The following is a 17,949-nucleotide window of genomic DNA, read 5'->3' on the forward strand; positions in this document are numbered from 1 at the left end:
AGGCTAAGCAATGTAAATTGCTTAGCCTGTTTTGTATGTTGTTAGGAATTATGAATACGATAGACTTTTACGCCGTGGTGGGGTACGGTGGCGTTAATGGTGTTGTCGTTGAACCACTCGTCGCTCCACAGCTCATGCACCTCGTACTTGCCCGGCGTTTTGCGGAAGTTCAGGTACGCATCGTCCGCCAGAGCGTTAATGTCGTAGGTGACCGTGCGGCGGGAGGTGCCCTTGTTAAACAGGCACAGGGCCACATCGCCGTTTTGCAGCGGGCGGGCCAGAATATCCAGCCCGGCCTGGCGGCGAATGCGCTTGCAGGGCTTGCACAGCGGGTCCTGGTCAATGTTGATCAGGTTTTTGTTGGTGACAATTTTTAAGGTGGGGTTCTCCCGCACCTGCTCGTTGTTGCCGTCCACAAACTTGCGCACATCATTGCCAAGAATCAGCGGCGCAGCCATCATGCACCACAGGGAGAAGTGAGCCCTGTTCTCGTTCTCTGTCAGCTTGCCGTTGCCTACTTCCAGCATATCCGGGTCATTCCAGGCCCCGGGACCGGCATGGTCATACAGGCGTACATTGTGCTCATAAATCGTCTTAATGCTTAGCCACTTGGGCATGATATCCGGCGTGGTGCGCCACATATTGCCTGCCTTGGCTCCCCATTTGTAGGGATAAGCAAAGCCCCATTCGCAGATGGAATAGATGATGGGGCGCTCCTCTTCGCCGGTGATGACAGCCCATTCCTTGGTGGCCTCTTGCAGTTCTCGACCCATGCGGGCGTATTGCAGGTAAGAGGAGTCAGCCCGGGTAACCACCGGGTTGTAGAGCAACAGGTGGTTCTCGCCCGATTGCAGCTCAACTGTCAGCTGGATACGGCCGGTGGGGCTGGCGCCCTTGGTGGTGGGGAACAGCAACTCATGTTCCTTGCCGTTGTTGACTCGAATGCGCAGGTAGCGCTGGTGGAGGCACAGAGATTTGTTATAGGCCAGGGTCAGGGCATAGGTGCCGCCTGCTTCTACGCTAAAGCGGAATCCGGCGGTGCCGGAGCCGTAACCGATCATACCGATGCCTTGACCGGAGGGCAGATCGCTGCACTTGACTACCCGGCCTTTGCCGGTAAATTCTGCTTCGCCGGGCAGCAGGATCAGTGCCGGTTCTGTGGTACCCGGCAGGTTCAGTTGCAGGTTTTCAATAATGGGCACATCACCCTTTAATACATGGTGATGACAAAAGTCATACTTGAAGAATTCGCAGCCCCAGCTGGCCAAGGTTTTGGCATCCAGCCGTTCGTGACCCAAACTGGCAGGTAGATCCTCGCAGGTGAGGGTCCCGTTAGAGGAGTACAGACCCACCTTAAAGCCCCGGCTGTTCAGTTGCTTGATCAGCGCCGGGATCCCCATAGAGAAGGTGCCCAGATCCCCTTGCAGGCGACCCATTTCGTCCCGCACGGAGCTGTGCCAGCAGTCGTCCAGGTTGATATAGTTGTAGCCCGCTTCCGCCAGACCGCTGGCCTCCATGGCCTCTGCCACCTCCAGAATCAGATCCTGATTGATGTTTTGGCGAAAGGTGTTCCAGCTGGACCAGCCCATAGGGGGCACGGTAGCGCCGCCGTAATTCGGTGCGTCCGTGGTGTCTATGGTCAGCTTAGAGGGGCGTGCAATCTTTTCCATGGCGCACAGCGGGCAGTTGCCGTTGACGCGGGTGATGATAAACCAGGCTACGAACCACACCAGTAAAATGGCTACGATAGCCAGCAAAATGATACCAAAAATCATAACAATCCCATCTCCTTAAAGAATTCCAGTTCTTCCTTGGCAGCGGCGTAGGCATCGTCGCTGTCCAGTCCCCGGGCGGTGCGCACCATAAAGTCCTTGCGGTGCCGGGTGTTGTAAATCAGACGGTAGCACCAGGCGTACGGGGTCAGCCAGGGGTGGCCGTCTAAAAATCGAATATAGGGTATGTGGCGCATTTGGCTGTATGCCGGAAACGCCAGGCGCAGCTTGCTGCGCAGGGGGCTTGCTTTCTCGCCCTGCTCCATTTGGCGGCGGGCAATGACGGCGCTTTTGTTCCGGTCCGCGTTACCAAAGGCACCGTAGCTGACCAAAAACGATTCACAGTCCGCTGTGTCATCCGCATAAGGCGTACCCACGCCGTACCAGCGATAACACACGGTGAGCACAATCTTGGCGAATTGTGCTAAACCGGCTTTTTCGCACAAGGTCAGTACCGCTTTTTCGTCGATCCGGCACCTTTGCAGCATCACGGCAAGATCCAGGATCAGCTTGATTCCGGCGCCGTAAAAGCGAAAGTGGTGGGCCAAATGGGCGATCAGATAGGCAAAGTGGTAATTGTCCTCCAATTTGCCGCAGCAGCCCTCAAATTGGGCTTGATCCATGGCGTTTGCAAAGGCAGTCTCACACCGGGGATCATCGCTGATCAGTGCTGTGTGCACCTCCAGCAACACATCGCCCTTGCGGTAGTCGTATACCGGGCCGTTTTGGGCGGTACAGGCAAAGCCGCTGCTCATTAGCGCTTCTTTGGCTGCCTGGCGGTTCGCCGGGTTAATGAGCAGGTCAATGTCGCCCATTAGGCGGCACTCCGGCACCGGGTACAGCTCTTTTAAGATCGCGCCCTTAAAAAATACATGGGGGATGCCGGCGTCGCTGAGAACGCGGTACACCCGCTCCACGCCCTGCTTTTGGTGCTCGTACAGGAACACGCTGCTAAAGAAGTGCTCGCTGAGTGCCAGTCGACAGTCCTCCGGGATCACCTCGGTATTGGGTGCTTTGTTGCACACTGCGTACACCACAGCGATCAGATTATGCGCCTTGGCAATGCCGCACAGCTTGCGATAATCCATATCCGGGCGCAAGGTTACCGGCTCGTCCCGCAAAAAGGCGGCGGTCAGTTCAATTAAATAGGCAGTTTCAGCACACATGGATTCCATCGTTAAATAATGTTGTTTTGGTCCAGAAAATCGTGGGCGGCAATGAGAATACTCTTGTCATTGTCAAACCGCAGCAGCGACAGCGCCCGGTCATAGGTGAGCCAAATGTAGTCCTCAATTTCTTCCTTTTGCATGTGGATCACCGTGCTCGGGGTGGTGGCGGCAAAGATGGTTACCGTCTTTTCAACCCGATCCCGAATCCGATACTTGGACAGGCAGGAGAAACCCTCAATCAGCTTAACCCGCAAGCCCGTTTCCTCCTGTACCTCCCGTAGGGCGGTCTGCTCCTTGGTCTCGCCCCTTTCGATATGCCCTTTGGGGAAGCCCCAGTGGGCGGAGCGCTTGTTCTTGATCAGCAGGTAGCGCACCTCCCCCTTAATATCATGGAAGATGACCGCGCCGCAGCTGCTCTCGTAAAGGCATTCCAGCCGGTAGCCGGGAAAGTCCCGCTCCGGGTCCAGATATTCCAAAATGTCGTTGACAATGAATCGTGTGCTCTTGGGCGCCACAATCCAAATGGATTTCTTTTCTTTTTTGTTTCGGAGGACGGCTATCACACGCCCGTCAAAGTTACGCACAGGGTGGTGGATGCCCATAATGTAGGCAGTCTGGTCCTTTTCACCATATACTGTGCCGTAGTTCAGCGGATACCGATAGCCCGTACCGTCCGTAGAGCCAATAGGCATAACGACCTTGACTCTGGCGTATTTACCGAGCAATTTGTATTCACCACCGAGATAAAAGTTACTATGCACTTATTATATATAAATTGCAAAAGCAATACAAGGCTTTCGCAAAGAAAATTCAAAAAGCCGTAAAACTTGGCGAAAAAAAGCAGCCCTTCGGGGCAGGTGAGAGCCTGCACCCAAAGGGCGCTCTATATTATATACATTATATACAGGATATACAGGAGCCTGTCCGGCGGCGGGTAACAAAAATGGCGTACCCGAAGGTACGCCATTTTCATTTAGGAATGGGGGATTAACCACCCAACTGCTGAAGCAGGTTACACAGTTCGCCGATTACATCGTCGGTGTTGCCTTTCAGCATTTTCAGCACGGTGCCTACCACATCGGTAATGGAGCTGTTGTCAGATCCACCGATCAGGGAGCCTACCAAGCTGGCTACCGTGTTGTAGTTGTCCTTGTAGTTGACAACTTCAACCAGGTACCGCAGCACGGCAATCAAGGTCTCAGAGGCGTCGCCCTTTACAAACACGCGCGTGCCGTAGGTGGCAGCCTGAGAAGCATCGGTCATCACCTTGCCGTGGCTTGCCAGCTGGAACCAGTCAATATCCATCAGTTCCAGACCCAGGGGTTTACCCTTGATCTTGATCATGCCAAGCACCTGATTCAGCAGGGGAACAATGTTGTCCACGCCGATGATGGGCTTCAGCATAGCGGTCAGATCGTACAGGTCAATGTTCAGATCCAACTTCAGGCCAACCTTAGCCAGTAAGCCATTCAGATCCACTTTGAAGGCCTTGAATACCTGAGTCAGTACGGTGTTCACATTCACGATGGGCTTCAAAGCATCCAGCAGAGCGGAAACCGGTGTAAACAGGTTCTCGATCAGCTGCAGCAGGCCGTCGTTGGCAATGAACAGTGCCAGGTTGGGCAGCATGGACATCAGGGTCTGCAGCGGTGCATTCAGAATGTCCTCTACCTTATCCCACAGGGAGTTGACAATATCCAACAGGATGTTGTCATAGGCCTTGCTGATGTCCTCTCTGTACTGATACTGGGTCTTAATGTTGTAGCAGCCGAATGCCTCCAGCAGCGGAACGACCACGGAAGAGTAGCCGTTGGAGCCGGGGATATGAACGATGTTGAAGATGCCCAGAGAAGCATCATTCAGCAGTACATCCAATACGCCGTAGAACGGACGCATTACAGCAGCCAGTGCATTAAAGAAGCTATCCTTATCCTTTACGCCCCACTTAAGAGCGGAGGTGTTGACCTTGGACCAGGAGGAGGCGGAGCCGATTACGGCAGCCGCATTCGCGTAGGTCTTGCCATAGGACTCATCGGTGAGCAGCTTGGCAACGGTCTTGGTAGAATAGTCAATGCCGGTCTGGGACAGCAGGGCGGTCAGGTTGGTGGAGTCGTTGATCTTCACACCGTCCAGTGCCTTGCCGATGCCGGTGATCATGCCATTGATGGTGCTGTCCTTAAAGGCAGCGCCAGCGATCAGCTTGTTCAGATCAGCAAAGCTACCGATCAGGCCATCCAGCATAGGCGGAATGTTCTTCAAGAAGTCTTGATCCACAGTGGAGGGATAAGAGAACTTGTAGTCCTTGGTCTGGTATTCGCTGTAATTCCAGAACGCGTTGGTGGGATTCTCCTGGAGCAGATAGAACAGCGCACGGATGATCTGGTCTGCGGAGGAGGTGCCGATCTGGTCAAGTACCGCGTTGATGATGGACTTGTAATCCTTGATCGCGTCGATACCGCCCAAAATGGACTTCAAACCGCTGATGTTCTTGGTCAGCAGGTTGGCTACATAGCGGAGCACGGCGATCAGCGTTTCGCCCTGGTTTGCAGTAACGTGCTTTCTATTATAATAGCCTTCGCTGTTCTTTGCAGCGCTCTTGACCGTGCTGACTGTGCCGTGGCTTGCCAGGGCGCCCCAGTCGATCTTGGGCAACTGAATGTTGATTTTCTTAGACTTGAGCAGCTTGTTCACCAGCGGAACGATGGCGTTTTGGATCTCGCACTTGTTCAGGTGGTTCAGATTCAGGTGAATGTTCACACCCAGTGCGTCCTTAACCAGGTCGTTCAGTGACTTGCCGGCCAGAGCCTTGATAATGACCTCAACATCTACGCCGTTCTTCTTCAGTACCGGAAGGAGAGATGTTACCGGCGACAGAAGATTGTTGACGAGCTGTGCCAGGCCATTATTATCAATGTAGTATGCCACATTGGGCAGTACTGCGGTGAGGGTATCGAACGGAGCGTCCAGTACCTTGTTCAGGAAGCCTACGATGGGATTCAACACATCCGTCAGTACGCTGTCGGTAGACTTCTTAATGTCTGCCTTGTACTGCTTGTAGGTCTTCACGTTGGGGCACTCCAGTGCCTCCAGCAGCGGAACGATGGCACTTTCGTAACCATTGCCGCCATAGATGCTCAGGGACTTCACATCCTCGATCACTTTGTACAGGTTGATCTCCAGTACAGAGGTCTTGGAATACTTGTCAGAGCCCTTGATGCGAATGCGCAGTTTGCCATTCTTCAGCTGTACGGTGTCCTTAGAGGAACCGAAGTTCAGGTTCTTCACCAAATCGGTAAGAATCTGGCCAACGGCCAAGTCGTCGCCTGCCAGCAGCAGAGACAGTACGCCGTCCAGCGGACGCAGGATCGCAGCCAGGCCGTTTACAAAGCCCTGCTGTGCCTTTGCGGAGCCATCGGTGAAGCCCCAGTTGATGTTGCCCAGCTTCTTCCAGCTCTTGGCATTTTTGATTGCCTTAGCTGCGGAGGAGTAGGTCTTGCCGTAGCTGCCGTCCGTCAGGAGCTTTGCTACACCCTTCTTGCTCACATCAATGCCGGCATAGCCCAGGTAATCCTTGTAAGGATCAATGGCGCCGTACAGTGTGGAAGCCAGCTTGGTCAGGTTGGCGTTGGTGAAGATCAGGGAGCTAACCAGGTCTTTCAGGTTATCCTGCTTCACCACATCCAGGCCGGCCAGCAGGCCGATCACGGAGGTGACCATGGTGTCCAGATCGCCAACAGCGTCGCTGGCGTCCTGTGCGGTCACACCGGCGGGATAATAGAAGCCGGTGGTCTTTTCCTGTACATACTGGAGGAAGGTCCAGTAAGCAGTGGTGGGATCCGTGGTCTTGGCGATCACAGCGTTGATGATGTTCAGCAGATCCTTCTTGGTCAGGCGGCTGAGCATATCCAGCAACTGGCTCATGGAAGGATTGTTGATCACGACTTTCAGCAAATCAATGATCTGGCGAATTTGCAGTACATCGACCACCAGGTTGACCAGGTACTTCAGAACAGCCTCTGCATTCTTGCAGTTTGCAATGTCCTTAAACAGGGCGGTGGGCAGCTTAAAGCCAAAGTTAGCCAGCTGGCTGTTTACAGCGTTGATCACGGTCACATCGTTGATGCCCAAGCCAGCCTTGGTTGCGCTCTTCTTCAGCAGGCCGGTTACAAGGGCAATCGTCTGCTTATTCTGCGCGTTTTGATCCTTGTCGTCCGTATTGGTCTTAAAGATCAGGCCCAGTATTGCGGAGAACCATGCGTCGTTCTTTGCCATAGAGGGCATCAGGTTGGACACCTTTGCGCTCAGAATGTTGGATACGCCGTGGATCTCTTTGTACAGCGGGTAAATGGCGGCAGTCGCCACATTGTTCAGGTCCTTGTTCATCACAATGGACAGGCCCTTAAGCAGGTTGGTCAGCACGGAGACAGGCTTGCTGTAGAAGCCGTCCAGCAGCTTGCTGATGGGGGTGAGAATGGCAAGCAGGCCGGTTGCGCCGTCCTTTACGCTGCCCTTTGCATACACGCCCAGGCTAAAGCCCTGTGCTTTTTCCAGATCCTTAAAGATGGGGTAGAGTACACCGTCATAGTAACCGGCATCCTTGGTCAGCACGCCGATCAGATCGGTGATGATGCCCAGGCTCTCGCCGAAGTTCTGGAAGAACTTGGTGTTGTTGCCTGCGCGGAAACCCCAGTTGATCTTAATGTTGGTGGCGCCGGTCCAGCCGCTGGTGCTCTTGTCCAAGCGAATGGCGTTGTGCCAGGTAGGCAGGCTTGCCAGCTTCTTGGCGGCGGATTTGTTGGTCAGGTGATTGCTCACTGCGTGGGGAGAAATCAGACCCTTCAGCGCAGCAGCCAAAATGTTGTAGTGGTAAGCACCGGTCTTGCTGGTGTAGTACACCGGCTTGCCGGCCTTATTCTTCTTCTTGTACAGCTTCTGATTGCCGTCGTAGAAAACATTCAGGCCCAGAGCGTCCTCGTTCACCAGATAGTAATCAATTACATTCTCCAGTGCAACATACATCTGAACCACCAGATTGGTCAGATGATCCTCAGTGTAAACCTTCTTGTCTGAGGTATCGGTGGACTTCTTGTCCCCGTCGTTCAGGAAGTTTAAGGTCTTATTGAGCATCTTCAGCATCGGGTTGGTGTTGTCGCTGCCCAGGATGTAAGAACCAAGGCTTACCAGACCGCACAGGATGCCGGGGGTGGTGTTCAGGTTGAAGTTGTTCAGTGTGGAGTTCTCCAGCACCTTGGACAGTGCGGAGTCCAGATTGGACAGCAGAGAAGCGCCGCTCTTACTGGAGGTCTTGGGTACCTTTGCCCACTTGGGCTGGGTCTGGATCTTTGCCATCTTGCCGTTCACTTTCGGGAAGCTCACGTCGATGGTGTTCTTGGTCTTGGTGTCCATGGCCTGGATCACATTCACCAGCTGACCGATGTTAGACAGCAGGAAGTAAGCACTTTCGGTGCTCAGACCAACAAACTTGGATTCCTTGTTATACACGCCCATTACGAAAGAGGCCTTGTCGTTGTACTTCAGCTGGAATACACCGTTGAGTACATCGCTGATGGTGCTCTTTTCGCCCAGACCGCCCATAGCGCGGATCAGACCGGTGATGATGGGCAGGTTGGTGGTGATCTTGTTGTCGGTGGCGGTCACATCATTGAGCAGGTCAATGATGGCGTTGAACCAGTCGTTCACAAAGATGTTTACAAAGCAGTCCAGAATCTTGGCCGGCTTGCCGCCGTCTGCCAGGTTCTTAAAGTTAACCAAAGATTGGTTGTAGGAGAACGCTTTGTCGCCAACGGTATCGCTCTTAATCTTGTAATCACTATAAGACCAGTCGGAAGCCTTCTTGGTGTTGTCAGCGCTCTTTACATCATATTTTTTAATGAAGTTCTTGCCCATGATGTCCAGAATTTTGGGCAGGGCAACGAAGAGGTTGTTGACGCCGTGGTTGTAAACGGTGCCCTCTTCCTTGGTCATGGCGCCACTCTTGGCGTCTTTTTCACCATAGGCAGCCACATACTGATCCACAGCAGCGGTGAAGAAGGTGGCCAGCTCGGACACAGCCTCATTCACGGCAGTGGCAGCGTCGCCGGTGAGCTTCAGTGCATCGGCAATGCCGGATGCCTTGGCACCCTGCAGCGCCTTATCGGCTGCATAGATGTTCAGGATTACCGGGGTCTTGGTGTCATCGTACTTGCCGGTGGTGGGGTCACCATACACCTGGCTGACGATCACATCTTTGCCGTCGGCATCCTTGCCATACTCAACACCGCTGATGTTGTAGTATGTAAAGTCATAGTTGGTGTCGCCGATCAGCCAGTGCATCAGGGTGGGCAGAACCTCGTTCAAATCCCAGCTCAGGCCGCCGCCCAAACCGACGGGGCTGCCAACGCTCTGGCCGTATTGATCCATCAGACCGCTCAGCAAACCGCCCAGGAAACCATTAAAGGGATCACCCTCCTGGTTGAATACCATGGGGATCAGCACTTCGTCAATCACAACGGTCAAAACAGGCAGCAACTGCATAATGGTTTCAACCGGGTGCTCGTACAGGTTCATCCATATATCGGTGAGCGCACCCTTCAGGTCAACCTTGGACTCTACCAGTTTGTAGACCACTTCGTTCATAACCGCATTACCGGTGAGGTGCAAGCCTGCGATGGTTACGCCTTCCTGATCCTCAGGATCCAGCAGTACCATGTACTGATTGATGGCGTTGTTTACAGCAGCAACAGCAAAGGAATCCTTAAAGCCGTATTTCGCGAAAGAATACTTTCTGCAAGAATTAGAGATAACCTTGGCGTCGGTAATCTCAAAGTAGAAATCAACGGCCTCGTCAACGCTCTCTTTCAGTTCACCACTGTAGAAGGTCTTTAACAGATCTTGGTTGATGGTGGCGATCACTTCTTCGGGGGACATGCCGCCGACAGTTCTGTTCTCCATCAACGCTCTGCGGTAAATACCCTCGGTACGCGTATCCAGATCCTCACTGCTCCAGTAAGTGGCCATTGCCGGCTTGGTTACAGGAGCGATGCCCTTGTCTGCATAGTCGCCGTTCAGGTAAGCCTGGAAGGTGTCACGGCTGGAACCGATTTTTGCGTTGCCGTCGGGCACATTCTTGTTCATGTCCGCACGCAGGGCAGCTACGGTAGCGTCATCCAGCTGCGCAGCATAGTACTCGCTAACAAAGGCGTCATCGCCGTTGTTGGCCAGTACGGCAGCACCGATCTTGCAAGCGGCTGCCAGTGCAGCATCGTCATCCTTGATGGTGTTGTAGTCCTTTTTGGCCAGCTTGCACAGATAAGCCTTGGCGGCCTCTGCCAGTTCACTGCTTGCCTTGTCGGACTGATACTGGAGCAGCACATACCAAATCGCTTCGCTCATGGTGCTGACTTTCTTCTTGCTGCCGGCTTCTTCGAAGTAGGCGGTGAAGGTGCCAAAGCACTTAGCTACATCCTTGAAATCGTCCAGAGCAATCAAGTCGTCTACTTTGTACGATTTGTCTTTGTAGGTAACGGTAGCTTTCTGGATGTCTTCCAGGGTGTCTAGGCTGCCTTCAGCAGTACCCAGCACCTCGAGCACTTTGTTCAGTGCGTCATAGGCAGCGCTCAGGTCTTCCTGCTGCTTAGCCTGTTTCTCGGGGAACTGCTCCAGCAGGGCGGACAGATCGCTCAGCGTGTCCTCGCACCATTTGGCCAGTTCTGCGTCGCTGGACGAAATGTTGTTGACGCAAAAAGAAAACAGCTGATAAAAGCTCATCTTCGCATCTTTCTCGTCCAGGTAGGCATACGCCACATCGGAATACCCTTTCCGGTAACCGTCAATGATGTCTGCCTTATTCATGGGGCTGCTCAAAAGATTAAGCAGCGTGGGAGACACACCCATGATCAGATCACTGATCGAGGTGGTGTCGGTGACGGTCATCCCCAACTTCTCCTCAAGCGCCTTTTTGATATTCGGCTGATTGAGCAGTACCGGAACATAGGTGTCTACCAGTTCCGTCAGTGCATCAAAGGTGGAATCGGCACTTGTGGAGTTCTTCCAGATGCCCTTGTCTTTGTCCGCTGCAAATGCAGTGAACCCGACAGAGCAGGTGGTGACCATCATTACTACAGCCAAAAATAGGCTGAGTAACTTTTTGCCCGTCTTCATAATTCATCTCTCCTTCTGATATGTTGACGAACTTGTCGTTTTGGATTCGCCTGGGCAGCGCACCCTTTTAGCGGAGGATGTGCTTGCAAGTTGCGTTAACAATTTGTTCACAATTCCTCTGCTAAAAGGGCGCAGGATACCCACGCGTACAACAAATACAGTATATTTATACCAAATATAGAACGGCAAGTCAATAGGTTTCCGAAAACTTTTTAACAAAATGTGAACGGGTGGGCAAAATTTCCCGATTTATAGCGAAATTCCGGCGCAACATTTTTTTGCGTACTTATATAGTTTGGCCCGGCCGATGGATCTGCGCTGCATTCTTATCTTGGATTTGCGTGGAGGATCAGGGCGCGTTTATCGTTATTGCTGCATTCGACATCTGTTGACAGAAATTCCACCGGTTTTGGAGGAAAAAATGTGGAAAATCCTGTGGAACTTGTGAAAGTTTCCCGCCGTTACGCCAAAAAAACGATGGTGTAAAGGGGCACACCTTTGCGTGTGAAAATCGCTCGTAAAGCACATGGCCTTTACAAGTCGAAACTTGCAAAATAATGGGCATTGTCTTTTAACTAAGCGATAAAATATGAACAAATTGTTAATTTCGTGTAAATTAAATTTGTCCGTTCGCACAAAAAACGGCCGCTCAAATTGTGCAATATTCCGAAAATCAGAAAAATCACGGCTCTTTATTGATTTTTGGTGAGCGTCGTGTTTTAATAAGAATGCGATAAATGTGTTTCTATGCGCATTTTCATAATGTATGGCGTCCGGCTGCAATGCCTTCATCCTGAATATTGGATTGCCCGATGGTCAGAGGATGGGACGGCGCGTACACGCAACCATTTATTCGTAAGAATTACAAATTACTATGGAGGTAAAAATTAGTGAAAGCTAAAAAGTTTTCCCGCAAGTTGCTTGCGCTCTTTTTGGCGGTCTTGATGGCGATGAGCTGTTTCTCCGGTGCTATGGTCGCTTCCGCGGCTAATGCTTCGGCAAACACGAAGTACCATGACCAGGACTTGGACTTCAACTCACTGGGTTGGCCCATCCTCAATGATGAGCAGGCCTGCACAGCCCTTTTGGACTTTGTGGATCTGACTCTTGCTCAGGCAAACATCGCACCGATGAATATCGACCTGAGCGTCCTTGGTAGCATCACCATCAAACTGGGCAGCGTGGATGAGGTGCTTAAAACTGTTCAAGATCTGGATTCTTTCCTGAACAGCAAGTCCGCACTGCTTCTGCTGGCCGGCGATGCCCGCTATGTAGATTTGAGCGCAGTTAACGGAATGTCCCGCAGCGCAACTTCCTCTACCGATATTGTACGCGGTATTGTGAAGCTGGTTCGGAACATTTCTTCCGACGGGGGTCCTGAAGGCGCCAACGGCAATATCGTAAAGAAATTGCTGCGCGGCGATCTTGGCCTTGGTATCGTAAGCAGCTTCTTGGATGTTTACAAGACCATTGGTGACCTGATTGGTATGCCCAGCGGCTATCAGAGCAATATGGTATATAATATTGTTCAGCAGCTGGTTCTGGAGAATACCGGTTGGTTTACTGCAGAGGAGAAGGCTCAGATCCGGAACAATCCCAGTCTGGAGACCAGCAAGCTGGATTCCATCCTGCTTGATAAGCTCTCCACCCAGTTGCTCAGCAACATTACCGCACAGATTACATACGCCGACGGTACCAATTCTCGAGACAGATACGCAGAGTATCTGGAGAAGGGTTCCGCACCGTATATTGACACGACCAACCTGCATTATGTAACGCAGGAGGATCATGACAAGAACGGCGAGGCCATCGGTAATGTATATCTGTTCCGTTATCAGGATCAGAAGTTGGCGCTGAAGCCCTCAAATACGCTGTTTGACTTTGGCTTCCAAGCCTTTGAGATGGTGTGGAACACCGCTTTGAAGGATACGCTGGGCCAGTTGAATTCCGGTGTGGGCGGTTACGACTACAATTACTATATGTGGTACACCGGTGCCACGACCCACAACACGGCTTGGGACTACAGCAATGTAGCCAACAACTACGCCGCTGCCGATGTGCAGGCTTGGGCCGCTTATGAGTGCCAAAAGGCTGCAAAGAACTTGAAGCCCGGCCAGACCCTTGGCGAAGAGTACAAGGATGCGGCTTCCTATCTGGCTTACATCAAGGCGGATCTGGAGAAGTACAACAGCCGTGACCTGGTGAAGTCTCCTACCTACACCTGGAGAGATATTGACTCCACCACCCTGTTCAACAAACTGCGTTTCAGCCCCATGTCTGTTTACTACTTTAAACAGGCAACCGGCCCCCTGAACTGCAGCTTTGCTGAGACCGGTATGAAGAACATTGAGGCATTCATGGCAAATGATTACAGCAGCTACAGCTCCATGCTGGCAGCGCTGAATGATTTCCTGGTTGCCGCAGTAAAGGACTTCCTGCCGAGCTATGATGCCAGCGGTCTGACGAAGGTAAATTCCGAGGATCCCGGCAATGTAGCGCAGACCCTGGTTGGCAATATGCTGAAGGTGCTGCAGTTCATCTGTGATCAAACGGATGCGAACATTCTCGGCGCTTTCTATCATGAGAACGGCGAGGGCACTGCTCTGACCGAGGCCAATCTGGAGAGCGCGATGATTCCGTTTGCAATTTCTGCACTGCGGAATATCCCCGACTTCAAGAAGGGCATCCACAATGAGGACCTGGACGCTTGCGACGATGCAGAGGGCGTAGCTGCTCTGGCGTTGCAGCTGTATCTGGGTTATGTGCTGCCGGATCACGACTACTCTTCTCTGGTGCAGAAGGGCGCAGACGGTAAGTACGATGTAACCATTGACAATCTGCTGCTGATGGCTCGTGATGCTGTGGGTTATGTAATGAGCCCCTATATTATCATGCACGACAAGGACGGCAACCTGTGGAATCCGGAGACCGCTACTCTGAATGACGGCGTTTCTCTGTTTGATCTGCTGAATTCCGTTGTTGTTTACTATGCCGGCACCGACACCTTTAAGGACGGCGAGCATGGCAAGGGTATTGCCAATCTTCTGGGCGTTTGCGACACCAACGGCAATTGCCTGGTGAAGCTGTCCAACTCCCTGTGGGAGAACATCAATGTGATCGCCAACAAGCTGCTGCCTGTTGCAGGCGTGCTGCAGTATGGCGATTCTGCAAAGAAAGGCGCTTTGAATTCCGAAGAGCTGATCTACACCGATGTGATCCAGGGTATGCTGAATATTGGTGTGGCAGATGCGAACGGCCAGTATGGCGCAACCGGGTTTGTAACCCGTCTGCTGACCATGGTTTCCGCACCGCCCATCAAGAGCGAAGGCATTATCCGCACTGTTTACAATGTATTGGCTGATCTGGTGAACGTTGTATTCGGCGGCCGCTACGGCACAGCCCGTAATGTGGTTCCCGCTGCTGCGACCAACGATCATCCCTTCGACGATCTGCTGCAGAAGGATACCTTTGCCGGTACTTCCAGCAACAGCAGTTACGGCGTACTGGGTACCCTGGTATACAATGTGTATGAAGCCTCCGGCGGTGTAGGCGGCGACAGCGGCAAGACCGATACGATCCTGCCCGGCGCTATGTACACCGTACAGGCTGTGAACAGCCTGATCGGCGGCCTGATCACCACTTTGGCGGATCATAACATGAAGCTGGCTTCCGCTCGTGTGGCAGACAGCAACTTGACCCTCAGCTATGGCGGTAACACCACCACCACAACGCTGACGGTTACCAATAACTGCTACGGTCTGAACCGTGCGGTAAAGAACGCCGAGGGTAACTTCGTTGCTCGTGGCCGTTACAACATTGAGATCACGAATGTGGTTTCCGATAACAGTGCTTGCACCGTAGACTTCTCCAGCAAGACAGTTGTTCCTGAGAAGTCCGCTTCCTTCACTGTTACCAACGGCGGTTTTGATGAAGATACTGTAGTAACTTACACCGTTACTTACAACATTATCGACACCAACACCAACCAGGCCCTCTACACCGGCCTGACCTGCAAGACTTATCAGTTTGTGACTCCGCTGAAGAACTGGTCCGATTCTGTGTATCCGGGCGGTTCTCAGGACGGCAGATTCTCCAATGGTTCTTCCGGTAAGACCTCCGATGGCCAGGCTACCGTGAACAACACCGGTTACTTTGGTAACCCTTACCTGAACGCGAAGCCGTTCCGTGTAAGCTATCCTACCGATATTGTTCTGGCAAGCTCTAACCTGGATGCAGTGAAGAACTACAAGATTCGTCTTGGCTATGACCGTACCCTTGCCGGTTCTCCCGACAAGACTTTGGACGGCGTTTTTGCTTACAGCACCGGTTCTGTTAAGGATTCCTTTAGCAACAAGACCGTAACTGTGAACAATTCCAACATGATGGCTGCGTTTGATAAGTTCACCGGTGATGTGCTGAACTACGAAAAGGTAGACTACACCACCGATGGCGGTCAGACTTGGGTCAAGGGCGTTGCCGCAAGCCAGGTTCCCTCCAACGGCGTATCTCGTGTGAACCACGCTTACACGCTGAGCGAGCTGAACGGCGGCAAAGCGCTGGCTGCAGCTGTTAAGGATAGCAACGGTTATTACACCGCTGTTTATCTGAAGAGCGGTTCCGGCGACTTCGCTTACAGCAACTTGCTGGGCAAGGTTTCCGGTGCAACCGGCATTGACGGTCTGTACATCCAGACCGGTTCCGTGACTCTGTCTAAGGACAGTTCCTCTTCCCTGGATCTGTTCAAGTATGATGGTTCTACGGATATTTCTCAGGTATCCAAGAAAGAAGTGAAGTTGAGCTTCTTCTGCGACAAGAACCCGGCAACCGGTAGCTTGAAAGTAACTGTTGCTGACGATGGTAACCGTAGCCAGTTCAATAGTGCTTACGATTCTTTGAACAGCTACATTAAGAACTACAGACCTTCTGACTTTAAGGATTACGATGCGGCCAGTGGCTCTTCCGCAACCTATGATGCAGCAACCGCTGCTTTGGCTGCCGGCTTTGAGGCCCGCCAGTCTCCGCTGAATCTGTCCACTGCCGGCACGCTGTCCAGTGCGTTCACGAAGACGCCTGTTACCTCTGAGGTGAAGACCGTGATCGGCGAGCCTGCAACCAAGCCTGTAACTTCCTTGGATCAGCTGCCTGCAGCTCTGGCTGCTTATGCAACGACTGACGGCAATTATTACTATGCTGACAGCGCTATGAGCCAGCCTTATTACACCACGGAGGCTCTGACCGATGCTGATGTAACCGGTAAGACTTCCACCACTGTTGGTGGTCAGGCTTACACCGCTGGTATGGATAAGACCGGCCAGGTTGTTGTGAAGAGCGGTTCTTCCTGGTACTTCCTGAACGCCCCGGCTTATGCCACCGCATGGGATACCACCACTTATGAGGCTGCTCCCTATGCGATCAACGGTGCTGAAAAGGAAGGCACCTTCAATCAGGCGAAGTTCGTTTACTACAATGCCAATGGCGTTGCCGTGAGCAAGGACTTCACTGTGAAGCACATGGTTACCGAGAAGTCCATTGTCAACAATGGTGAGGAAACTCGTGCACTTGCCATGCAGGCAAGAGACAAGATGCGCTATGCTGTGGATCAGTGTGCGCAGATGCTGAGCGTTACCGTTGCCGGTCAGATCTTCACGGATGTTTCTTCCATTCGTGACGGTATGACGGACGCCAACTTCGATCTGCCCGAGTACCAGAAGATGGTATCCGTGGCGAAGGATGCTGAAAAGATGTACGCTGCAGATATTTACCTGAAGAGTGACGAGTCCAAGACGGTGCTTGCCACCTGCGCTTGGAACCAGATCGACCAGACCATTGCTGACCTGGCAAACACCAACGGTAATGACGCTGCGGATTATACCTATGCATTCTCCACCAGCACTTCTTCTCTGCTGATTGAAGAGGCTGTTCGTATGTTTAGCCTGTACATGGGCACTGTGACCGAGCGCGGCTATATCGGCGACAAGGTGGAGGCTGAGGTTTCTCACGCCAGCGGCAGCGCTTACAGCGCAATGACCACCACCTGGACAGATTCCGGTAAAGTCGATGCAGACGGCAATGCCATCAAGAATGCTGCAATCGCCACCACCGCGACTTCCGCGAAGTACGGTGCTGTTGAGGGCGGCAAGCTGGTTAACAAGGGCGAGAAGGTTTACACCGACGAGTCCTGGACCAACTATGTGAACGCACTGGCTGCTGCTGTAGATGTTGCGACCACCGGTAACGGCGACTACGCCCATAAGGACGCTGCCACCTATGTTCCGGCTGATAAGGACAACTACACCGCCAACCTGTCTGCTTGCTTCACCGCTTACAAGAACCTGATTGATGCAGAGAACTCTCTTGAAGAGGGCACAACTGCTCCTTCTGAGGGCTTTGCTGTAACCGGTAAGGTGCTTGCTCTGGCGAACACCAGCGGTAAGGTTGCTGGTGACAAGTTTACAGTCATTGGTTGTAATGTGATCATCAACGGCGAGACTGTGGCTACCACCGGTCAGGATGGTACCTTTACCATTCCGTCTTTGGCTGCCGGTAAGTACACGGCAACGCTCAGCTACCAGTATGGCTTTGACCGTAACATCACCATTGAGGTGAAAGACGGCAATGTGAATCTGGGCAGCTACGGTATGGTTGTATGCAACTTCAAGAAAGATGCAGCAATCAACGGTACTGACTACAACACATACAAGAAGTCAACAGGTAAATCTAAGGGTAGTGCTTCCTATAACGAAGCATGCGACTTTAACCATGATGGCGCTGTAAATGGTACAGACTACAATATCTATAAGGCATTTACAGGTAAGACACTGAGCAACGCAATCTACGGCTAAATCCTA

5 protein-coding genes are annotated in these 17,949 nt (G+C 52.4%); 1 reads left to right on the plus strand and 4 read right to left on the minus strand.

Annotated elements, in window-relative coordinates; translation table 11 throughout:
* Positions 1-41: 41 nt before the first annotated feature.
* From OGM59_00835 to OGM59_00850, 4 genes are all read right to left on the minus strand, one after another.
* Positions 42-1,775, minus strand: a complete 1,734-nt coding sequence (locus OGM59_00835; GenBank protein ID UYI91043.1) for an alpha-galactosidase — start codon at positions 1,773-1,775, stop codon at positions 42-44.
* A complete protein-coding gene (locus OGM59_00840) occupies positions 1,772-2,938 on the minus strand; it encodes a nucleotidyltransferase family protein (protein UYI91044.1) in 1,167 nt (388 codons plus the stop codon). The genes OGM59_00835 and OGM59_00840 overlap by 4 nt, the downstream gene beginning before the upstream one ends.
* Before the next feature lie 11 nt (positions 2,939-2,949).
* Positions 2,950-3,666, minus strand: a complete 717-nt coding sequence (locus tag OGM59_00845) for an NUDIX domain-containing protein (protein UYI91045.1) — start codon at positions 3,664-3,666, stop codon at positions 2,950-2,952.
* Between the two features lie 262 nt (positions 3,667-3,928).
* Positions 3,929-11,101 (minus strand): hypothetical protein, encoded by a 7,173-nt coding sequence (locus tag OGM59_00850; GenBank protein ID UYI91046.1) that lies wholly within the window; start codon positions 11,099-11,101, stop codon positions 3,929-3,931.
* 890 nt (positions 11,102-11,991) lie between these two features.
* Here OGM59_00850 and OGM59_00855 point away from each other — a divergent pair.
* The gene (locus tag OGM59_00855; protein UYI91047.1) at positions 11,992-17,943 is read left to right on the plus strand and encodes a carboxypeptidase-like regulatory domain-containing protein; all 5,952 of its coding nucleotides are present in this window, start codon (positions 11,992-11,994) and stop codon (positions 17,941-17,943) included.
* Positions 17,944-17,949 lie beyond the last annotated feature (6 nt).

Source organism: Oscillospiraceae bacterium (genome assembly GCA_025757685.1).
Lineage (GTDB): Bacteria > Bacillota > Clostridia > Oscillospirales > Acutalibacteraceae > CAG-217.